Origin of the sequence: Acinetobacter genomosp. 15BJ (genome assembly GCF_000400715.1) — a bacterium.
Taxonomy (GTDB): Bacteria; Pseudomonadota; Gammaproteobacteria; order Pseudomonadales; family Moraxellaceae; genus Acinetobacter.
This window is the reverse complement of the sequence record NZ_KE007347.1, coordinates 311,728-333,889: the sequence shown is the minus strand read 5'-3', so window position 1 is coordinate 333,889 and position 22,162 is coordinate 311,728. Positions and strand designations below refer to the sequence as shown.

General features: G+C 36.9%; 21 protein-coding genes and 1 tRNA gene. 9 read left to right on the top strand and 13 right to left on the bottom strand.

Translation table 11 applies throughout. From position 1 onward, the window contains the following. Nucleotides 1-837: 837 nt before the first annotated feature. From F896_RS12435 to F896_RS0119730, 5 genes are all read right to left on the bottom strand, one after another. Entirely contained in the window at nucleotides 838-1,077 is a 240-nt protein-coding gene (locus F896_RS12435; protein ID WP_016163235.1) for a hypothetical protein, read from the bottom strand. Nucleotides 1,078-1,127: 50 nt separating this feature from the next. Further along, nucleotides 1,128-1,979, bottom strand: coding sequence for a hypothetical protein (locus F896_RS12440; protein ID WP_016163234.1), 852 nt, complete (start codon nucleotides 1,977-1,979; stop codon nucleotides 1,128-1,130). 217 nt (nucleotides 1,980-2,196) lie between these two features. Then, the gene (locus tag F896_RS20385) at nucleotides 2,197-2,409 is read right to left on the bottom strand and encodes an RHS repeat-associated core domain-containing protein (protein WP_228130619.1); all 213 of its coding nucleotides are present in this window, start codon (nucleotides 2,407-2,409) and stop codon (nucleotides 2,197-2,199) included. 144 nt (nucleotides 2,410-2,553) lie between these two features. Beyond that, entirely contained in the window at nucleotides 2,554-2,859 is a 306-nt protein-coding gene (locus F896_RS0119735) for a hypothetical protein (protein WP_016163232.1), read from the bottom strand. 348 nt (nucleotides 2,860-3,207) lie between these two features. After that, entirely contained in the window at nucleotides 3,208-3,399 is a 192-nt protein-coding gene (locus F896_RS0119730; RefSeq protein WP_032882141.1) for a hypothetical protein, read from the bottom strand. A 231-nt stretch (nucleotides 3,400-3,630) separates the two neighbouring features. Between F896_RS0119730 and F896_RS12445 the strand changes: the two genes are divergently transcribed. The 6 genes from F896_RS12445 to xseB all read left to right on the top strand — a co-directional run bounded on the left by F896_RS12445 (nucleotide 3,631) and on the right by xseB (nucleotide 8,739). Further along, nucleotides 3,631-4,470 carry a hypothetical protein gene (locus tag F896_RS12445; protein WP_016163230.1) on the top strand — a complete coding sequence of 280 codons (840 nt, stop codon included), beginning with the start codon at nucleotides 3,631-3,633 and terminating at the stop codon, nucleotides 4,468-4,470. Between the two features lie 31 nt (nucleotides 4,471-4,501). Next, nucleotides 4,502-5,086: a hypothetical protein gene (locus F896_RS12450; RefSeq protein ID WP_016163229.1), complete on the top strand. Its 585-nt coding sequence runs from the start codon at nucleotides 4,502-4,504 to the stop codon at nucleotides 5,084-5,086. Between the two features lie 344 nt (nucleotides 5,087-5,430). Continuing rightward, on the top strand, nucleotides 5,431-5,577 hold the full coding sequence (locus tag F896_RS20785; protein ID WP_016163228.1) for a hypothetical protein: 147 nt from the start codon (nucleotides 5,431-5,433) through the stop codon (nucleotides 5,575-5,577). Nucleotides 5,578-5,763: 186 nt separating this feature from the next. Continuing rightward, the gene (locus tag F896_RS12455; protein WP_081402375.1) at nucleotides 5,764-7,122 is read left to right on the top strand and encodes an amino acid permease; all 1,359 of its coding nucleotides are present in this window, start codon (nucleotides 5,764-5,766) and stop codon (nucleotides 7,120-7,122) included. A 158-nt stretch (nucleotides 7,123-7,280) separates the two neighbouring features. Then, the gene (gene xseA, locus F896_RS12460) at nucleotides 7,281-8,549 is read left to right on the top strand and encodes an exodeoxyribonuclease VII large subunit (RefSeq protein ID WP_016163226.1); all 1,269 of its coding nucleotides are present in this window, start codon (nucleotides 7,281-7,283) and stop codon (nucleotides 8,547-8,549) included. Continuing rightward, the gene (gene xseB, locus F896_RS12465) at nucleotides 8,542-8,739 is read left to right on the top strand and encodes an exodeoxyribonuclease VII small subunit (RefSeq protein WP_004652856.1); all 198 of its coding nucleotides are present in this window, start codon (nucleotides 8,542-8,544) and stop codon (nucleotides 8,737-8,739) included. Before xseA ends, xseB begins: the two co-directional genes overlap by 8 nt. A 215-nt stretch (nucleotides 8,740-8,954) precedes the next feature. Here the strand turns inward: xseB and F896_RS12470 are convergent, their stop codons facing one another. The 7 genes from F896_RS12470 to F896_RS12500 form a co-directional block, all read right to left on the bottom strand. Beyond that, the gene (locus F896_RS12470) at nucleotides 8,955-9,575 is read right to left on the bottom strand and encodes a thiol:disulfide interchange protein DsbA/DsbL (RefSeq protein ID WP_016163225.1); all 621 of its coding nucleotides are present in this window, start codon (nucleotides 9,573-9,575) and stop codon (nucleotides 8,955-8,957) included. 245 nt (nucleotides 9,576-9,820) lie between these two features. Continuing rightward, on the bottom strand, nucleotides 9,821-11,482 hold the full coding sequence (locus F896_RS12475) for a phosphoethanolamine transferase (RefSeq protein ID WP_016163224.1): 1,662 nt from the start codon (nucleotides 11,480-11,482) through the stop codon (nucleotides 9,821-9,823). Nucleotides 11,483-12,037: 555 nt separating this feature from the next. After that, a complete protein-coding gene (locus F896_RS12480; RefSeq protein WP_016163223.1) occupies nucleotides 12,038-13,915 on the bottom strand; it encodes a potassium transporter Kup in 1,878 nt (625 codons plus the stop codon). A 51-nt stretch (nucleotides 13,916-13,966) separates the two neighbouring features. After that, a complete protein-coding gene (locus tag F896_RS12485) occupies nucleotides 13,967-14,173 on the bottom strand; it encodes a hypothetical protein (RefSeq protein ID WP_228130608.1) in 207 nt (68 codons plus the stop codon). 335 nt (nucleotides 14,174-14,508) lie between these two features. Continuing rightward, a tRNA-Ser gene (locus tag F896_RS12490) sits at nucleotides 14,509-14,598 on the bottom strand. An 85-nt stretch (nucleotides 14,599-14,683) separates the two neighbouring features. After that, nucleotides 14,684-16,714: an NADPH-dependent 2,4-dienoyl-CoA reductase gene (locus tag F896_RS12495; RefSeq protein ID WP_016163221.1), complete on the bottom strand. Its 2,031-nt coding sequence runs from the start codon at nucleotides 16,712-16,714 to the stop codon at nucleotides 14,684-14,686. A gap of 292 nt (nucleotides 16,715-17,006) precedes the next feature. Beyond that, nucleotides 17,007-17,924 carry a DMT family transporter gene (locus F896_RS12500; RefSeq protein ID WP_016163220.1) on the bottom strand — a complete coding sequence of 306 codons (918 nt, stop codon included), beginning with the start codon at nucleotides 17,922-17,924 and terminating at the stop codon, nucleotides 17,007-17,009. 168 nt (nucleotides 17,925-18,092) lie between these two features. Here F896_RS12500 and F896_RS12505 point away from each other — a divergent pair, with 168 nt between their 5' ends. The 3 genes from F896_RS12505 to F896_RS12515 all read left to right on the top strand — a co-directional run bounded on the left by F896_RS12505 (nucleotide 18,093) and on the right by F896_RS12515 (nucleotide 21,441). After that, nucleotides 18,093-18,944 carry a LysR family transcriptional regulator gene (locus F896_RS12505; RefSeq protein ID WP_016163219.1) on the top strand — a complete coding sequence of 284 codons (852 nt, stop codon included), beginning with the start codon at nucleotides 18,093-18,095 and terminating at the stop codon, nucleotides 18,942-18,944. Nucleotides 18,945-19,218: 274 nt separating this feature from the next. After that, entirely contained in the window at nucleotides 19,219-20,562 is a 1,344-nt protein-coding gene (argG, locus tag F896_RS12510; RefSeq protein ID WP_004652848.1) for an argininosuccinate synthase, read from the top strand. Nucleotides 20,563-20,757: 195 nt separating this feature from the next. Next, the gene (locus F896_RS12515) at nucleotides 20,758-21,441 is read left to right on the top strand and encodes a pirin family protein (RefSeq protein WP_004652847.1); all 684 of its coding nucleotides are present in this window, start codon (nucleotides 20,758-20,760) and stop codon (nucleotides 21,439-21,441) included. A 45-nt stretch (nucleotides 21,442-21,486) separates the two neighbouring features. On the opposite strand, the gene F896_RS12520 is transcribed toward F896_RS12515, so the two are convergent. Beyond that, nucleotides 21,487-21,717 carry a hypothetical protein gene (locus tag F896_RS12520; protein ID WP_016163218.1) on the bottom strand — a complete coding sequence of 77 codons (231 nt, stop codon included), beginning with the start codon at nucleotides 21,715-21,717 and terminating at the stop codon, nucleotides 21,487-21,489. Nucleotides 21,718-22,162 lie beyond the last annotated feature (445 nt).

Genomic DNA, 22,162 nt, shown 5'->3' with positions numbered 1-22,162 from the left:
TTAAAGAATATTCTAGACAGTTTTGCGATGCATCACTCCTCTGTGTGCCATTACATATCGCCAATTCAAAAGATTCCCAACAACCAACTCAGCTATTTAGGTGAAAGATGGGTCATCTTGATTGATTTCTCATTAACAAAGCAAAAAATATGATCAATAAACTTCACAACAATTGCCCCTCCTTTCTGTACTATCAGATTGGAGGATTGAAAGAATCAGCAAACCGGCTATAGGTGTAAAATAGTTAAAACAGTTATTTAATTGAGTTACGTCTGTTACAGCTAACCGAAATAATTACCTTCATAACAACTATAGTTGATTTTAAAATAGTTATAAACTTTACTATCCAACCATTTCCTTATGTTTAAATGACATAGTTAATAAGTATTAGGCGTGTTTTACTCAAAAACTTTAACGATTACAACCGACTTTTTCACTAATAAAAACCAATGAAACTACATTTTCATTCTTATCAAAAAAAACCAAAGCAAGCTATCATCATTATTCCTAATATAATTCATATTTGTAATTTGAGTATCATTATTCATTTTTTCAAGATAATGAATAGCTTCCTCAAATCCTATTGCTTTTTTTGAACTTTGACTTCTAATCTTAAGTAAAGAAATCAGGCTTTTTGGTGTATACAATACATTTCCACCACCAAACTCTAAATCACTCTCCATCCAAGACAATATAATATTATATATTTTCTTTATTTTCTCCTTAGATAGTGGTCCTTTAGTATTATACCCTAGGTTTTTTAAACCAGATGTTCAGAGAATTAAAATTATTTGGTAACATTATGAATCACCCTAGCTCCTTTTACAGTTCCTTTAATTAAAACTTCACTTTCATCAAATAGAATTGAATTCGTGTTCTTATCATTGTATTTTCTAAAATATTTTTCTGGAGAATAACACCATTACCAAAATTTCCTTCTGTTGCAAAACGTCTAGCTACATTTATATCCGTTGTCCATGAGGTGAATTTTGATGTAGTTTTACCACCAGTATGTGCCTCTGCTGTTGCATTATCACCTCTAGGAATGGCCTTACTTTTACAATATTTTAATCTCATAAATATTTTACATCACTATATAAACCACTCTACTTAAAAAGAAAAAATATTTAAAAATTTTCATTTATTAAAGAAAACAGACCAACAACATTTCCATCATCATTTGTGAAAATTAAATAAATTTTGTTTTCATTATTTATAAAAGAAGTATAGATATCCCCACCCTCTTTCTCTATATTTTTTAATGAAAAATCAAAATATTCCGAATCATTTACATTTATTAAATTATTTTCTCTTCTAAATCTATATAGATTAGTTACATACTTTGCAGGTATTTCATTTTCAAGATTAATAACAATATGGCTATCTAAATTTATAGAATTAAGGGCCTGTTCAGCTACATGTGAAAACTCACCTCTTGATTCAAATAACTCATTTAAAGTTATTAATAACCACTCTTCCAAAATAAGCTCTTGCACTCTATTTTCCAAAAAACCATTAAATTCCTCATACCCATTCAATATATATGAATACCAAATCCTACCAATATCTCTAACAACCATATAATCTGATTGAAGTAAATTTGAGCATCCTATTTTAGTTAGCTTACTCCATGGTTCAACTTTACACCCTAAAAAAGGGCTTTTATAATATATAAATTCATTATCATAACCAATTTTTACAAAAAAAACATTATAAATTAATATTAAAAAAGCAATAAAAAATAAAATAAATACTAACAAAAAACCTAAAAAATTATGGGTCTTATAAAACACATACAAAAGAAAAAAGAAAGAAAAACAACCAAAACCCAAAAAAAACTTAAATGCCTTACCATAATATAAATAATTTATATTTTCAATTTTATCCACCTTATCTTCATGAAAAAAACTCAACCCCCAGAATGCTAACATACTGACCAATCCACTTATTATCGGCCCTACCCAACTCATTTCAACCATAACCCACCTTTTATAAAAAATTACCATATAATTATTAACCCATTTTTTTAAAATTTTTCTATTACTTATATTACTCTATCCACCTCCCACCTAAAACAATATTTTTATTGAAATATATGAAATCACTTCAATTATAAACATTACTTTAGACTATAAAATTTAAGCAACCATCAAGATTTTCACCAAGAAAAATTATGCCCATCCTTATCGGAAAAAATTAATCTATTAGTTCATTATAGGAAACAGGATTGCTATAGGCATATGCATTGGTATTTGGACCATCAAATAACCCTAATGGATCATTCTCGGCATAATGGCCTGTGACTGGGACATAGTCACGCATGAAGTGATAGAATGTTCCAACTTCACTATCATAATACTGTCCAGCATGACCTAGGTCATTGAGATAAAATTCTTCACGACCAAACAGAAATATTTTCGATCAATTCTTTCACTGTCCTTGCTTCATTGATAAACAACTCAATCGCTTGTGCTGGACTAAAATCACTACTTTTAAACCATTGTGGATTTTTTAAAAATAAATCTGTAAGTTCTTTTTTGATTTCATCTAAGTTTATTTTTCTTGGTGAAGACAGATTAAATTCAACCCATACTCCTTTATTTTTTTTGAATCTAAATAATGGCCACCAAAATTTTTTAATATTATTTTCAAGAATTTTTTAAAAGGTAGGTTAGAAATATTCTTTTTATCAAATGATAATATTTCATATTCATAACCTGATGAATCAATAAAGGTGACATTTTCAAATCCATATTTATCAACTTCCTTTTCATTTAAATAAGAAAGTTGATCTTCATTAGATATATTACCAATAACTGCTAAAGGGTCCTTTATTAAAAGGGGATAATTAAAGTTCATTCTTCTTCTCCTGTCATCACATCTAAACCAATACCTGAACCAATAGATATTTCAGCACCTTTAGCCCAAGCAAGTGTTCCATACTACCATTGGTGAACAAAGCTATAGTTCTTTTGACCATAAGGTACATTTCCATGAATTTGTTGATGCGTTAATCTTTCAACTGCCTTTAAGTTCCATGGATGATTTTTAATTGCATCGGATACTTTTTGCCTACCCAACTATTTCTTTCAATTAACCAATGGTGCTATTCATAACCTTTTAGAGTTTCTTATTCTGGAACTCAAACTCTTCCATTTTTACTCAATTCAAACTAATTTTCACCTGATCTAGCATATTATGTGATAACTATTTTTTAAATAAAATTTTTTTATTACCAATATTTTCCCCTCTTACGCCTGTTTTTAAAAAATCAAGGATTTGTTTTATTATCAACAATAATTTTTTGATCAAATATTTTGACATAGCATCTGTCCAAAATATTCTAGGTAACCACCAGGGTTTACCCCAAAAACATACATATTGATTTGATTTTCTCACCAAACTTTCCGAAGATATAAACTCAATATCAGGAACGAGCTGATGGAGGTTAAAATATATTTGAAATTTTGGTGAGTCATACTTATCAAATGATATGTATATATTTTGTATTTTATTATCAATAATTTTTTCTAAACAAATGTCTTTAGCCTCAACTGAAAAAGAAAACGTGACTGGTTAGCCTTTCTAGCTGCTGAAGGTAGTAGTGGCTATAAAGGTCCAAGAGACCCTGTGGGCGGCATTTTTCACTTTGAAAATAAAGAACTGGACATGCAGGGTCATGTCTGGGATTTTTCTAAACAAGAGAATCCAAGTTTGGTTTTAGAGGGTCACGATAGTACCATTAAAAATGGAATCATTTTGAACGCATACATTACGCTAGGGCAAAGTAATTACTGCTCACCAAATTTCTCAACTAAAACACAATGTTATAACATAGTAGAGAGAAATGGATTTATATATGCGAAAACTGATACATCAGGAAAGATAGTAGAAAGAATGAAATTGGAAAATTTTAAAAATAAAGGAGGTAGATTTGGTCTATATTCATGGGATGGAATGATTTCAAATTCAAGACTTTTATTAAATAGTAGCCTTGATATTTCAGGCTCTAAAGCCAATATATTAACTAATAACATAATTTCAAAAGCTATATTTATAGAGGAGGATAGGAAACAATTTATTCTAAGCAAGATTAATAAAACTATTTTTGTAGATCAATCGTCACAAATACTTCCTGATAGATGGCATGACAACGTAGCTATACCCTCCACTCTTTATCTCAAATTCTCCCCAGATACAGTCATTGATGGAAACACCTTTACCCTTACCAATAAAAATGACCAAGCCTACGCGATTGTTCTTGACCACTCCCCTCGAGTACGGATTACCAACAATATCTTTAATGGTTTTAAAGTACCAATTTTGATGGATCAATGGAGTTCAATCGTTGATGAAAAAGGGAATGAAATTAAACCTCAACAATTCACTGGTAATGGAAACGTTATCAACCCAAATAAATATGCTGGTGAAGTAACCATGAATCGCAAAGGTGAAATAGTGAAAAAATAAATTTTTTAAATAATTTTCGGCAATAAGTAACATGAAAAAATATTTAATCTTAATATGCTATTTAAGCCTCTGTGCTTGTGCTATGGCAAAAGAGAGACCAGAATTGGAATATCAGTTCCCCAATTGCGGTATTAGTGAACTGAATGGAAAAACCATCAACAAAGTTTGTGCAACCAGAGACTTTATCGCTCCAGAACCTCGAAAAAGAAAACGTGACTGGTTAGCCTTTCTAGCTGCTGAAGGTAGTAGTGGCTATAAAGGCCCTATAGACTCTGTAGGAGCTATTTTACGAGTTGAGAACAAGGAACTGGATATGCAAGGCCATGTCTGGGATTTTTCTAAACAAGTAAACCCCGACTTGGAATTTAGAACCTACAATACTAAAATTTCAAATGGTGTTATATTAAATGTTAGTATATTTTTGGGGGTGGTTATTTTTCCCCGAATTTTTATACTAAAAAACAAATCAATAAATCAGATAAAAATATTGATTTTATTTATGCAAAAAAATATGAAGATAAATCAATTGAGAATAGTTTTATTAACAATATTTACGCTAGTCCTTATTATGTTTCTCTACGTTCTTGGGGAGGGGGAGTTATTAATTCTAAATTAATTTTAAGTCGAAATATAAATATTGATGGTTCTCAAGCAAAAATACTTAAAAATCAAATTATTTCACAAACTAATATTAATAAAGATAAAACATTATTTACATTAAATAAATCATCTAAGTCATCACTTACTGATATTTCTCAGCAAATATTCCCAGATCAGTGGGATGATAAGACAACCATACCAAACGTCCTCTACGTCAAATTCTCCCCTGATACAGTCATTGATGGAAACACCTTCACCCTCACCAATAAAAATGACCAAGCCTACGCGATTGTTCTTGACCACTCCCCTCGAGTACGGATTACCAACAATACATTTAATGGTTTTAAAGTCCCAATCCTGATGGATCAATGGAGTTCAATCGTTGATGAAAAAGGGAATGAAATTAAACCTCAACAATTCACTGGTTATGGAAATGTTATTAACCCAAATAAATATGCTGGTAAAGTAACCATGAATCAGAAAGGTGAAGTCGTTATGGCAAAATAAATAAGATTTATGGTTTTCTACCACAAAATAGGTATCTTAAAAAACGACCCTTATCACGATAAGGAAGCAGTTAGTGATTAGGGTAAATTCTGTACTTCATAGAATCACAGCCTATTCCTCTTTCCAAACTAGTCGATCTCCTCGCTATCCATTACAATCACTTCTTTTTTTTCAGCGCAGCGTATTTTGAGTAATTCCTCTCCCCAATTAAAACGTGGACTAAAAAACCGCCATATCCAATTGATTGCGATGGGTGGTGCTGTGGGTACAGGTCTGTTTTTAGGTTCAGCTCAGGCGATCCAGTCCGCAGGCCCTTCGATTATCCTAGGCTATGCCATTGTCGGTTTGATTGCCTTTTTGATCATGCGACAAATGGGTGAAATGATTGTAGAAGAACCTGTAGCAGGTTCATTCAGCTATTTCTCACAAAAATATTGGGGAAACTTTGCTGGCTTCTTGTCGGGTTGGAATTACTGGGTGGTTTATATTTTAGTGGCAATGACTGAGCTGACAGCGATTGCCAAATATATCCATTATTGGTGGCCACATATTCCAGCCTGGATCTCGACTTTGTTTTTCTTCATTGTCGTCACCTGCTTAAATCTGGGCAATGTGAAGTTTTATGGTGAATCCGAGTTCTGGTTAGCCATTATCAAAGTTGTTGCCGTCATTTCAATGATCCTGTTTGGTTTGTACCTATTACTGACCGCTGGAGCTGATTCGACTGCAAGTTTTACCAACTTATGGCAGCACGGCGGATTTTTTCCACATGGCTTCTCAGGCTTGTTTTACATGTTGGCCTTTCTAATGTTTGCCTTTGGTGGCATTGAATTGATCGGTATGACCGCAGCTGAAGCAGAAAATCCTGAGAAAAGTATTCCTCAAGCGATTAATCAGGTGATTTTCCGAATCTTGATTTTTTATGTGGCATCACTGGCGATCATCATGTCCTTGATTCCTTGGAATCAACTTGATCTAGGTGGTTTGGACAAAAGTCCTTTCGTGATGATTTTCAGCCAATTGGGAATTGATTGGGCCGCGCATTTACTCAATTTTATTATTCTGACCGCGGCACTCTCGGTTTATAACAGCGGCATGTATGCCAATAGCCGTATGCTGTTTGGACTTGCCGTACAAGGTAATGCACCTAAGATTTTTGCCAAAATTACCAAGCAAGGCGTACCAATGCCAGCAGTGATTTTTTCTTCTATCTTGATTTTTGGTTGTGTCTTACTGAACTATTTTGTGCCAGAACAAGCGCTAAGCCACCTGATGTATATGGCTGTAGCAGCCTTGGTTTTAAACTGGGCGATTATTAGCTTTACCCATTTAAAATTTAAACGGGCTATTCGATTAGAAAACAAGACTGTAAAATTTTCAGCCTTATTCTCGCCGTTTAGTAACTATCTGGTACTCGCATTTATTGTCATGATTCTATACATCATGTGGACCCAAGGTTTTAAAGAATCTGTGATTCTGATTCCTGTCTGGATCATGTTTATGTTTGGATTATTTAAAGTCTTGAAATGGAATAAATCACTTTAAAGCATGACCACTCATTCGCATCTACAGGATTCAACACGAATACGCTGTAGATGCGTTATCTGCATATCTGAAGCAGAAGTTTCGACATTATAGGCCTGATTTGTTATCAGCTGACTCAATTTGCTACTATAGTGCTGTCCCCTTTATCACTCAATCCAATGTCCGAACCTCAATTCTCTCTTAGCGATTATCTCTCAGCGGTACAAGAAGTCATTCGCCTGTCTTTTGATGAGCCTGTATGGGTCAAAGCGGAGATTCGGAATTTAAATATTAAAGGTGGGCATTACTATCTTGAACTGGCTGAAAAAGAACAAGATACCGATAAAATCATCGCAAGCTGTAAAGCCACGATTTGGAAATTCAATGCGACTAAAATGGTGCTTAAATTTGAGCGCGAAAGTGGTATTGAACTATCAAAAGATTTAAATGTCCTGATTAAAATCAAGGCTCGTTTTGATCCTCAATATGGCTTTTCGGTCAATATTGAAGATATAGACTCAAGCTTTACCTTGGGTGATATCGCAAAGCGTTATCAACAGATTCTTGCGCGATTAAGCAGCGAAGGATTGGTTCAGCTTAATAAAGAACTCCCCACACCATTTGATATTGAAAATGTGCTAGTGATTGCCCCAGAAAATGCAGCAGGTTTAGGTGACTTCAAAAAAGATGCTGATGCATTACATCAAGCCGGTGTCTGTCATTTTGTTTATCACGCCGCGACCTTTCAAGGGAATACCGCCGCACACAGTATTATGGAGTCTTTAAGTTCAGGGTTACGCCAGTGGGCAAAAGATTATACCCTACCGCCAGATCTGATCGTGATCATTCGTGGTGGTGGTGCAGTCAACGATTTAGCTTATTTAAATGACTATGATCTGGCTGCCCTGCTGTGTAAACGCAAAGTCCCGATCTGGGTGGGAATTGGGCATGAAAAAGACCGAACCATTTTAGATGAGATTGCACATCGTTCCTTTGATACACCCAGTAAAGTTATTGCAGGAATTCGTAATCTAATTGCAGAACGCTCACAAGATGTCGTCAATCATCTACAAACCATCAAACTACTGTCTCAACATCAAATTACCGCCTATCAAAGTCAAAATGATCGATTGATGAGTGTTATCAAATCACAGGCTGAGAATCAAATCAGCGCCAGTAATTTACATCTTCAAGTTGCTAAATCAACACTGCAATATTTTGCGAAACAGCAAATTAAAACGGCATCGACCCAAATCGAAGCCTTGATGCGGGAAACATTACTGCAAAATCCCAAACATGTTTTAGCCAAGGGCTATGCCATTGTACGTAGTGAAAACAAAGCGATTCGCTCTGTTCAACAAGTCGGCTCAAGCATTGCAGTTGAAATGCATGATGGTTATATCCATGCCAATGTAAGTCATATCAAAGAGGTGATTGATCATGAGTAAAAAAGAATTAAGCTTTAAAGACGGTTATAGCCTACTCAAAAAAAATGCGGCGCTGCTCGAAGCTCAGGAAGAACCTGATATTGATAACTTAATGAAGATTGTTGAGGAATCAATGAATGCATACAAAGCCTGTAAATCACGTGTAGATGCGGTGCAACAAGCATTGAATGAAACCTTTAAAGAGAGTTAATTTTTAGTATAAAGAAGTCAGTTTGATCATGAATCGTATGAAAGCATGACAATGTCGTAAAATTCTACTGAGCTGACGCGGCACCTCTTTATTTTAAATCTTGAACAATTGTATAAACGAAGAAGTGTTGTAGCAACCGTACTGACAACAGCTTCATACGCTCTTGATTTACGACACAGACTTTAAAGGTCTGCTATAGAGTTTAAACACCAAAATTACTGAGCCTTACGCTCTTTATTCACAAGGTATTCAACAACTTGAACTACTTTATTATCCCCACCTTGGACAATATATTTACCATTGACCACAACAGCTGGAACGCCCGTAAGTTGATATTTTTGCGCCAATTGGTTTGATTCTGCAATTTTTGCTGTAATCGGGAAAGAATCATAGCTGCTATTAAATTTAGCCTCAGAAATGCCATATTGAGTAAAAAACTTAGCAAAAGCCTCTTTTTGTAAGACCCTTTCCTTACCTGAAAAATTGATATGGAATAAAGGTAGATGGGTACGTTTACGTACACCTAAAGCCTCACTCACATAATATGCCCGAGCACCTTGTTCCCACATCGGGTTCATTGCCGCTGGTGTACGCAGAAAGTAAACATCTTTAGGGATGCTTTTTAACCAAGTTTGCATATGCGGTTCTAATTTAAAACAATAAGAACACCCATACCAAAAAAACTCTCTCACTTCGATTGTATTTGCAGGCGCTGATGTTTTTACTGGATTTTGAACCACGGTATAATCTTTACCAGCAATAAAATCTGCGGCCATACTCTGTGTAGAACATACTACAACAATTGCAGCCGCACTGGTTAAAATAAAATTTTTCATTAAATTTATAGCTCTTACAGTCACTTCTAAACGAGGCAATATACGTATCAAAATAAATATTTTAATCAGACATCAACCCCGATTTAATGATTACTCATTTAAAAAATCCCAAACATTTCGAAAAATGAATGGGATGACGATATAAATATTTCACTGGAGGAATGCATATCGTGAAGCTGTTATTTTTACCACACACTTACGATTAAAATAAATATCACATCACAAAAATAAACAAATTCGCCTACTTAATTAACTTTACGCGCTATGGATGAACAAGTCGCTAGCATATCCGTTTCAGTATCAATAACTTTCGTTTTTATATCCAATAAACTTAACATGGTTGGAAATAAATTATCCTGACTCAATACTTCATTTTTTTGATTTGATAAACATTTTATCTGCTCAGGATTAGACTGTTTCCAAAGTGCAGAAAACCACATGATCATCGGAATATGTGTTTGCTGTTGAGGTGCAATCATATAAGGGGCCCCGTGTAAATACATACCACTTTCACCTGTAGATTCTCCATGATCAGACAAATACCAAAAGCCTGTTTCATATTGTGTATTCTCTTTTAAAGTTTCAATCAGTTGGCTCAAGACATAATCGGTATATAACAAAGTATTGTCATAGGTATTTTGCAAAGCTTCACGGCTACATCCCTGAATGGCATTGGTATCACATGTGGGCCTAAAAACTTTAAATTGGGGTGGGACGCGCTTGTAATACGCTGGACCATGACTGCCTAATTGGTGTAATACAAGCAAACGGGGTTGTGTATCCCCTTCAGGAATAGATTTTAGATAGGATTGCAAACTATCAATTAAAATCTCATCAAAACATTCACCGCCTTTACACCATTTTTTCTGAATTGGTTCTGCAATCTTATACATCTCAACTCGGTCACACACGCCCTTACAACCAGAATTATTTTCAATCCAAGTGACCTGATAACCAGCACGTTGCGCAATATCAAGTAAGCCTTCTCTACGAATGGCTAAGCGCTCATCGTAGGATTTACGAGGCATTCCTGAAAACATACATGGAACAGAAACAGCCGTTGCCGTTCCACACGAACTTACTTTAGAAAAATTCAATATGTCCTGTTGAGCCATTTCAGGATTGGTGATTTTGTTATATCCATTTAAAGAGAAATTTTCCGCTCTTGCTGTTTCACCCACCACAAGTACCATCAACTTAGGTAATGCATTTTCACGTTGAAAAAGCTTCGCATCTTCACCATAACTGATTAAGGGTTGGTTCTTTTTGGGTGCCTTCTTTTTGTAATATGAGACATAAGAGGCAATCATATTTTGTGGTGAAATCATTCCCTTTAAACTGCGATTTTCACGGAAAATTGCTGCAAAATCGACATAAAAAATGAATAGCATGATGATGACAATAGATAAAGAGACAACAGCAGTTAGAATTTTTTGAGTAAATTGAAAAATAAAGGGTTTGGTTTCATGTCTAATTTTAACCACAGCAACAAGAAATATAGGGAGAATGATCAGTCCAAATATCCAGACCAAAAGATACCAAGACCAAAGATCTCGTGCTTCTGTAAAGTTGGTTTGCATCAGATTCTGGATTTGATCAGAAGTAATCCACACCCCAAGTGAAGTCACGGTATAGGATGCAAATCCACCAACTAAGATCAGACCAATCGCTATGGGTTTTGCTGTCCAGCGCCAGTTAAAAATCTGAAATATAAAATTATATGTAAAGATCACAACCAATATAGAAGCAATCAAAAATAAAACGCGTTCAAGACCTGAATAAGGAGTTAAATCTTGAATTTTCATAAAGAATGAAAAATTTAAAAACAGACCTAACCAGATTGCCAATATAAAATTGAATGTTAATAATGAAACATCTCTTGCAAGTATTTTTTTAAGCCAAAGCATTTTAAAATCCCGAAAACCAGACACCCCAGCTTTTTTAAAAATAAATAAAAATTAAAAACAAAACCCGAAAAAAATAAACAACTTTACTTTAAAAATTATATCTCAAATTTAATCTATTTTTTTAATATGACAAAAATGTAATTTAGACGTCATAATTTAAAAAATTAACCATTAAATTAAATATAAGAGTGAATAAAATATTTTATACACCTATCAACTTAACAATGATTATTTAATAGACTCCGTGCAGTGTAAAAAGTTAGAACAGCAAAAAATTGGCATAAAAAAACCACATCTGAGGATGTGGCAAAAGGTGTAGCGATGCTTGTTCGGCTTTACTATGATTTTAGAGTAAAACGTTTTGCTTAAATGAAACTGAAATGAAAGCATCATTCTTTAGCCCTTTAATTTCAAATATCATAATCCACTCAAGCCAACTACAGTCCAATGCACTGATTGAAAAAACACAAGCAAGAAAAAGCCCTTTGTATTCACAAGGGCTGTCTGAGTTTGGCTAAAGCAATCACAGCTAAATTAGACGCTTAGCACACATTTTTAAATTTCGATCTGGCTACCCAGTTCCACTACCCGGTTAGTCGGGATTTGATAAAAATCACTGACTGGACTGGTATTACGTTGCATTGAAATAAATAGATGCTCCCGCCAAGGCGCCATGCCATCCCCGACACTATGCATGATACGTTCACGTGAGATAAAGAAACTAATCTGCATCAAATCGTACTCAAACTCTAGCTGCTCATAGGCTTGAGCCAATGCGCGTGGTACATTCGGCTCGTCTTTAAATCCATAGAAAATTTTAATCCGATAGAAATGATTATCTAAAGTTTCAACATGAATGCGTTCTTCTTGCGGGACATAAGGGACATCTTCAATTACGACAGTGACCAGAATATTCCGTTCATGTAACACTTTATTGTGCTTAATATTATGCAACATGGCATGTGGAACCACATTCGGCGTACCTGTCAGGAATACGGCATCACCTGGCACACGATGTACATTATCGCCAATACTTCTTATGAATAAATCGAGTGATAATGTGTCATGTTCAAGCTTGGCAAAAGTGAGCTCTCGACCTCGCTTCCAAGTCATTAGAATGATCATTGCTACTGCACCAATTAATAATGGCACCCAACCGCCTGAGAATATTTTTAAAGATGCAGCCGCAACCAAAACTGACTCTAGAATGAAAAATGGGATAATGAGCAAAAATACCTTCGGTAAGCTCCATTTCCAAGCATAGTAAATAAAGACGGCAACCAAAATCGTATCGCATAGCATGGTTAATGTGACCGCTAGACCATAAGCACTGGCAAGGTTTGAACTGGTCTGGAAGATTAAAATCAGAATTAAAATTGCAATCAACAATAGCCAGTTTAGAAAAGGCACATAAATCTGCCCCTCTTCTGAATCAGACGTATGCTTAATACCTAATCTTGGTAAATAACCCAATTGAATTGCTTGGCGTGCCAAGGAAAACACCCCAGAGATCACCGCTTGTGAAGCAATCACCGCCGCCATAGTCGCCAAGATAATCATCGGGTATAACGCCCAACTAGGCACCAATAAATAGAATGGGTTTTCAATTGCAGCTGGATTACGCAGTAATAACGCACCTTGGCCAGCATAGTTTAAAACCAAGCAAGGTAACACGACACTGAACCATCCAAAACGAATCGGACGTGGGCCAAAGTGTCCCATATCGGCATACAGCGCTTCTCCTCCAGTCACCGTTAACACCACGGCTCCCATAATAAAGAAAGACTGGACTGGATGAGTAAAAATAAACTGTATCGCCCAATGTGGACTCACCATCCCCAATACAACTGGTGTCTGTATCACACTGGCAATACCTAAAATACCAAGTGACAAAAACCAGACTAAGGTTATTGGTCCAAAAAACTTACCGACAAAGGCAGTGCCATGTTTCTGCATCAAAAACAGCGTAGTCACAATCACAATCGCAATTGGCACAATGAAGGGGTCAAGCACATTAGTGGCAATGGATAAGCCTTCAACTGCAGAAAGAACGGATATCGCAGGAGTTATAATCCCATCTCCAAAGAATAAAGATGCCCCGATAAAACCAATCGCGATGAGATAGATTTTTTTTGTTTCTGATAATTTCGCTTTACGCAGGTTCAAGGCCAATAAAGCCATGATCCCACCTTCACCATTGTTGTCTGCACGCATGACAATTGCGATGTATTTAATACTGATGATCAGCATTAAGCACCAGAAGATAATAGACAAAATACCTAATACATTTTCAGGTTGAATCCCTAAACCATGAGCGGCATGGAAAGATTCCTTTAATGCATATAGCGGACTTGTTCCAATATCTCCAAAGACTACCCCTAGCGCTGCCAACGCCGTGGCAGGCAATGCTGCTTTTTTTGTAGTATTTTGCATAATGAGCTTTCTTTAACTGTTATAGGGCAAAACTTTGGTCATTTATTTTATTTAAGCATATGCTCTATTTCTCGCGAAGAATACTCTCTCTTTAAGAATCTGAACAATAATCTGCTGTATTTCTTTCGATGCACCGACATATTTTTCAACCAGCACATCTACGCTATACCCCATCAGTATGTCTTTTTTATTAAGAAGCAGGTTATGAACATGATTGTCTTGATCAGATGTATTAAAGAAACCCATTAACCTATCCATAAGAATGATTGCAAAGTGTATTTTAATAAACTTAAAAAAATGGCCGCGTAAAATTTGCGTAAATTTTTAGGCTACGTCATCTAAGCACAACATGTCCAAGCTCTCCTAAAACTACAATCGAAGTTCTATCTTTAATAAATAAAGATAAGCTTGGGTTAGTTCGGCTCGATAGTGCTCAAGTCAATATTCTAGGTGCTTGCTTTTTAATAGTTAAATTTGTTCGATATCACACAGAGTAAAAAGGATGGCCTTTGCCAATTTATGTGATTTTTTTTATGTGGCATAAAAATACAAATAAGAAAAAAGCCCTTGTATTGACAAGGGCTTTTTAAATTTGGCGGAAGCGGTGAGATTCGAACTCACGGAGGACTCACACCCTCGTCGGTTTTCAAGACCGGTGCATTAAACCGCTCTGCCACGCTTCCATGTGCGTAAGAATACAAAGCTTGCCCTGTTTATACAAGAGAAATTTAATTGCAATGTATTCAAATGCATAATGTTTCATCAATTTTAGAGTTTTGCGGCTAATTCAGCACCATCACGGATCGCACGCTTGGCATCTAACTCTGCTGCGAGCTTCGCCCCACCAATAATATGATAGTTCGCCGAAGTATTTTCACCGTCTTTTGGCATCAAATCTTTCACGGATTCCTGCCCTGCACACACTACAATGGTATCAACACGCAACAATTGATCATGACCATTATGCTCAACCCATAAACCTTCATCGGTCACTGCTTTATATTGCACACCACGTAGCATACGCACGGCATGCTTTTTCAGTTGTGCACGATGCACCCAACCAGAGGTTTTACCCAAACCAATCCCAAGTGGTGTGGTTTTACGTTGCAATAAATAGATCTGACGCACAGGAACTTCAACTTCTGGGCGCTGCATTCCACCTTCAGAGATATAGTTTGGATCTGGGTCTACCCCCCACTCACGTTGCCATTCTGCTAAGGGTTGCGGTTGAGGTTGGTGCGGTGGTTTTAATAAGAACTCTGATACGTCAAAGCCAATTCCGCCTGCACCGATCACGGCAACTTTATGGCCCACTTCTGCGCCGCGTAATACTTCTGCATATGACAACACTTGAGGTGCGGTACTACCTTGAATTTTTAATGCACGTGGTACAACACCTGTTGCAACGATAACTTCATCAAAACCTTCACGTTCTAGCTGCTCGCGACTTACACGTGTATTTAAACGGACATCTACACCCGTTTGTTTGAGTTGTACTTTAAAATAACGAATCGTTTCGTGGAATTCTTCTTTTCCAGGCACCACTTTGGCTAAGTTAAACTGACCACCAACATCATTATTTGCTTCAAATAAAGTCACAGCGTGACCACGGCTTGCTGCCACTGTCGCAGCTGACATACCTGCCACCCCGCCACCGACAACCGCGATACGTTTTGGTTTTTTGGTTTTGATATAAACCAGTTCTGTTTCATGGCACGCTTGCGGATTCACTAGACAGCTGACACGTTCATTCTTAAATGCGTGATCCAAACAGGCTTGGTTACACGCGATACAGGTATTAATTTCATCCACACGATTGGTTGCAGTCTTATTCACCCAATATGGATCAGCCAAGAATGGACGTGCCATTTGCACCATATCTGCTTTACCTGTAGCGATAATTTCTTCAGCAGTATCTGGCATATTAATACGATTTGATGCAATTACTGGAACAGAAACATGCTGCTTTACTGCTGCGGTATAATCTACAAATGCAGCACGCGGTACTGAAGTCACAATCGTAGGAACACGTGCCTCGTGCCAGCCAATCCCTGTATTTAATAACGTAATTCCTGCTTTTTCCAATGCTTTGGCGACCACGATCACTTCTTGCATGGTGTTGCCATCATGCACTAAATCCAGCAAAGACAGACGGAAAGCAATAATGAATTTTTCACCAACTTTGGCACGGATCGCTTTAACGATCTCTACTGGGAAGCGCATACGATTTTCAATGTCACCGCCCCAACGGTCAGTACGCTTATTCACATGACTGCTGAGGAACTGGTTAATTAAATAACCTTCTGAACCCATAATTTCTACGCCATCATAGCCTGCTTTTTTCGCTAAGCTTGCACAACGCGCATAATCTTCAATGGTTGCCAATATCTGAGAGTCAGACATTTGGCGTGGTTTAAATGGGTTGATCGGTGCTTGAATCGGAGAAGAAGATACCGAAAATGGATGATAACCATAACGACCAGAATGCAGGATTTGCATCAAAATCTTAGCGCCATGCTTATGTACCGCATGAGTGACTAAACGATGATGAGGAATATCCGCCAAACTATTCATGGTTCCGCCCGCTGGCAACAGCCAGCCTTGACGGTTTGGAGAAATACCACCTGTGATAATTAGGCCTACACCGCCCTTCGCCCGCTCACCAAAATAAGCAGCGAGTTTTGGATAGTTAAAGAAGCGGTCTTCTAAACCTGAGTGCATCGAACCCATTACGACACGGTTTTTAATAGTGGTAAAACCCAAATGTAATGGTTTTAGGATATTTGCATAGCTAGTCATGGTATTCCTTCTCTAATTTTGGCTTTGCAACTTGTTGCATAGTACTTTAATACTTTTTTATTTATTTGGGATGACTATTTATAAAATTTTCGGTGTTGAAAGAGTCAATTTGGCTTAAACATACTTAAGATTCTGCCGCTGCAACTCTAAATATTATTTATTGCAGAAGCACATCGACATAAAAAAAGCAGCCACAATAATAATAGTGACTGCCTTTATTTAATCTAAAAACTAACTCAAGCTGATTGATCAGGGCTTCGGCTTATTCTCATGCTGATCAATGCTGCTCAATTTAAGGCTGTTGATTACCTGAATAAGCTAAGCGATTTTTCTGTGCTTTCATTTTGAGCGAACTCATCACAATGCCCATACAGATAAAAGCAGCACCAATCAAGATATTGAGGGTCAGCGGCTCGTGCCAGATCAAAGAACCAAAAAATAGACTCAGAATCGGAATACACATAATCGAAATTGAAGCCACAAAGGTATCAACTTGACTGACAATCCAGTTCCAAAGCACAAAGGCAAAACCCGTTCCAACCACCGCAATATAAAACAATGCAGACTCATTTAAAGGATTTAACCAAACTTGAGCATCGACAGGCTCAAACAATAAGGCCATGACAAACATTAAACTTCCACCGAGTAATAGCTGCCAAATGGTCAGTTTGATTTTGTCATAAGTCGCAAAATTCTTTTTGATATAGACTGTAGATAATGCCCTGAAGAAGCCAGAACCAATCAATAAGACTTGTCCAAGCAATAACATATTCATATGCACATGATGTAGTTGAGGCCATAAAATTGCGACGAGCCCTAAGGATCCTAAAATGAGACCCAAGATTTTCTGCGTATTCAACCTTTCATTTAAGAAATAATGCGCTAACACAGCAATAAAAATCGGCATGGTAAATACCAGCACAGCCGATAAACCTGAACCAACAAATTGCATTGCAAAGGTTTGTGTTGCATAAAAACCAAAACAGATCAATAAGCTTAAAATGATCAAAGGCTTCCACTCATGGTGCTGCGGAAGAATAGATTTTTTTAAAATCCGTTGTACAAGCATTAATGTCAATGCAGCTAAAATCAACCGTGTAGAGATAAATAAAAATGGCGGAAACACTTGTAGGCTATGTTTGACCAAGCCCCATAAAGAACCCCACACCAAGCATAGCAACGCGATTGCACTCACGACTCGAATATTCACGTGTTGTACTCAACCGATAAAAAGTAAGCTTAGTGTATAAAATAAATGACATCATGAATAATGCTATGTTTTAATAGATACATCATTTTTTTTGATACCTAATGAAAGAAGAGCTTCTAAATCAAAGCTTGAACTTTTCATATGAGGCTAGAATATTGAGGACTTACCGTGAATATTGATATTAGCGATATCCGATCATTTGTGACAGTGGCCGAGCTGAAGAGCATTACCGCCGCGGCAAATAAGCTCAATTATTTACAGTCCAATATGACCGCAAAAATTAAAAAAATTGAAAATCACTATAAACGCCAACTGTTTATTCGTAAGCCCAAAGGTGTCGAACTGACTGAATCTGGCATGAATTTATATGCCCAATATAAAAAGATGATGTTCACTTGGGAAGAAACTGAAAATAAAATCTATCAACAAGAAAGCGTCTTACGCTTTGGCACAAATACCAGTTTAGGCGGGATGCGTTTCTACCCCTCTTTTAGCCAGCTCTATGAAGCCTACCCTGACCTTTCCATCACCATGAAAACTGGTCCAACAGGTTACATCGAGGATGAGATTTTAGCGGGCAATTTGGATATCGCTTATGCCCTCGGACATCCTAAACATAAAAATCTGCAATATATTCAAAAAGCGGATGATCAACTGGTGATTATTGGTAAAAACATGATCAACCATGACAGTCTTGAAGAATGTCTGAATCATCAGAATATCTTGCTTGCTTCTGAACAATGCTGCTATGCCACCACCTTAGACAGTATCTACGCGGACTATAACCTTAAAAAAGGTGAACTCACCCATATTTATGATCATGAAGCTCTAATTCACTTTACCCAATTAGGTATGGGCATCTCGATGATTGCCAAATCTTTGATTGAAAAATATAACATTCAGTACTATCGCGAAACACCTGAACAGTATCGGGATATCGGCCTTTATCTGATTGCACGTCATGATCATGTATTTACCCCGATTGAGAAGCAATTTATTGGTTTAAATGATTCGCTTTGAGCTAGACACTTTTTATAAAGCGTGTTGGTAACCTCTTGATGTACTTTTCACGTGAGATTTTTTAAAGTTCACGACCTGTTAATGCCTTATTGTTCGTGCTTATCGTAAAACTTTATATTTTTCCGATGTTAATCTATTTTTCAAATGAAAAAAAAAGAATTCCTTTCCTAACACAAAAAAAATCGATTTGAAAAGTGATATAGTACGGGACGTATAAATTCTCTTTGGTCACCGAAGTATTAGGGTGCCTATTTCGAAATAGTTAGGACTAGCAATGACTGATAATGCAACGATCTTGCAGCATGTACCAGTAGGTAAAAAAGTTGGGATTGCCTTCTCTGGTGGTTTAGACACTTCAGCAGCTTTATTATGGATGAAACAGAAAGGTGCAGAACCTTATGCATATACTGCAAATCTGGGTCAACCTGATGAAGATGACTATGATGCTATTCCAAAGAAAGCTGAACAGTACGGCGCAGTCAAAGCTCGATTAATCGATTGTCGTTTACAACTTGCGCTTGAAGGTATTGCTGCGATTCAATGTGGCGCGTTCCACATCAGCACGGGTGGTGTTCCTTACTTCAATACAACACCTTTAGGTCGTGCAGTGACAGGTACCATGCTTGTAACAGCGATGAAAGAAGATGACGTCAATATTTGGGGTGACGGTTCAACTTATAAAGGTAACGATATTGAACGTTTCTATCGTTACGGTTTATTGACCAACCCTGCCCTAAAAATCTATAAGCCTTGGTTAGACCAAACCTTTATTGATGAGTTAGGCGGACGTGCCGAAATGTCGCAATTCTTAATCGACAACGGTTTTGACTACAAAATGTCAAAAGAAAAGGCATATTCAACTGACTCAAATATGTTGGGTGCGACGCACGAAGCTAAAGATTTAGAATACCTCAATGCGGGTATTAAAATCGTAGACCCAATCATGGGCGTTGCATTCTGGAAAGACGACGTTGAAATTCAACCAGAAGAAGTGAGTATTACCTTTGAACAAGGTATGCCAGTTGCATTGAATGGTCAACGTATCGAAGATCCTGTTGAATTCATTCTTGAAGCGAACCGTATCGGTGGTCGTCATGGTCTAGGCATGTCTGACCAAATCGAAAACCGTATCATTGAAGCGAAATCTCGTGGTATCTATGAAGCACCGGGTATGGCTTTGTTACATATCGCTTATGAGCGTTTGGTGACTGGTATTCATAACGAAGATACGATTGAACAATACCGCATTAACGGTTTGCGTTTAGGTCGTTTACTTTACCAAGGCCGCTGGTTCGATTCACAAGCGCTCATGCTTCGTGAAACTTCACAACGTTGGGTTGCTAAAGCGATTACAGGTACTGTGACTTTAGAATTACGTCGTGGTAATGACTACACCATCATGAACACTGAATCTCCTAACCTCACGTATGAAGCTGAGCGTTTAACCATGGAGAAAGGTGATTCGATGTTTACGCCAATGGATCGTATCGGTCAGTTGACCATGCGTAACCTAGACATTACCGATACCCGTGCAAAATTGGGTATCTATACTGAAACAGGTTTACTTGCAGTTGGTCAAGGTTCTGCAATTCCACAGCTTGAAAACAAATCAAAATAACAGATTGGTAAATTAATTTACCCATTTGAAAAGGCTGAATATTTTTATTCAGCCTTTTTTATTTTATCCAAGAAAATACGCATTACTGAATCATTGCATTTATAGAACAATATGTCGCAATTAAAGACTATTTATCGCCATTATGAATCGATAATATAAGCATTAAGCAAAACACAATAATTTGGGAGATGAAAGATGAATGCTTATCTACATCGTAGTGAAAATCGTGGTCATGTTAAAGCAGGTTGGTTAGACACCTATCATAGCTTTTCATTTGGAAGCTGGTATGACCCGAAATACATGGGCGTCAGCGCGCTTCGCGTGATTAACGACGATACAGTCGCTGCGCATAATGGTTTCGGTACTCATCCCCATGACAACATGGAAATCTTGACCTGTGTACTCGATGGCACCATTTCCCATAAAGACAGCATGGGTAACGAAGGTCAAATCAATGCAGGTGAATGGCAGTTGATGAGTGCTGGAACTGGGGTCACCCACAGTGAAATGAATAAGCATGATAAAGCGGTGCATCTGTTACAGATTTGGATTCAACCAAATGTGCAAGATGCTGAACCAACCTATCAGCAAATTCAACTCAATCCAAAAGATCACCCAAACCAATGGCACTTGATTGCTGGTGATGAATCTGCGCCAATGTCGATCCGTCAAAATGCTGAAGTGAAAACTGCAGTGATTGAGAAAGATCAACATTTAGAGATTACAGCACGGAAAAAAGTAAACTATGTGCATGTGATTTCGGGTGAAGTGATGATTGCCGATCATTTGGTTAAAGCGGGTGATGCTCTACTGTTTGATGAAACTGCAACCATTACTGCATTGCAAGACAGTCAAATGATTTGGTTTGACCTACCTTAAACTCGGTTTATCTTGCACCTCTTACCCTCAAGAGGTGCAAGCTTTTTAATCATTATTACTACTATCACAACTGCTTGAGTCAGAACTCGAGTCAGCATTAGAACCACAATCATCTATACGTTGATCATTATTATTCTGGACTGAATCGCAGTTCGAAGTTGTGGAAGAATAAGGATGGCTATAATCAGATGTATCCTGTGTAGAATCTGTTTTCTTTGCGAAGAAGACTAATAAGACTAAGCCAATCACGATGACCAAAATAATAAACATCAGCATCACAATCCCCTATTGCTCCTCTAATCTTTATTTCACACTATAGCTTAATTTTATTCAAAAATAATCGGCATTAAAAAAGCCCGATTAACGGGCTTTTCTACAACCTTGAACATTTTTAAAAACGATCTGAACCGTTTCGTTCGTTGTTAGCTGTGTGTTCAGGTTGTCATATCTTTGTTCATTTAGGCAAGATTTCTCTTAAAGCCCAAATAGTATATGACTTCCTTATTGATTAAATTAGCACCAATATTAGAATTGGTCAAGCCCTCAAAATTATGAACTATAAGAAGCCCTGCATATAGATGTCACTTGCTGATATTTTTGAATTTCTAACTATGCCCCATCACCCCAAGTATCAACAGCTAGATTAAATCTTTATGGAATTACATTTTCAATAGATTGCATATTCATTCCGATAAAACCAATTACAAAAGGTCAGTTCTAC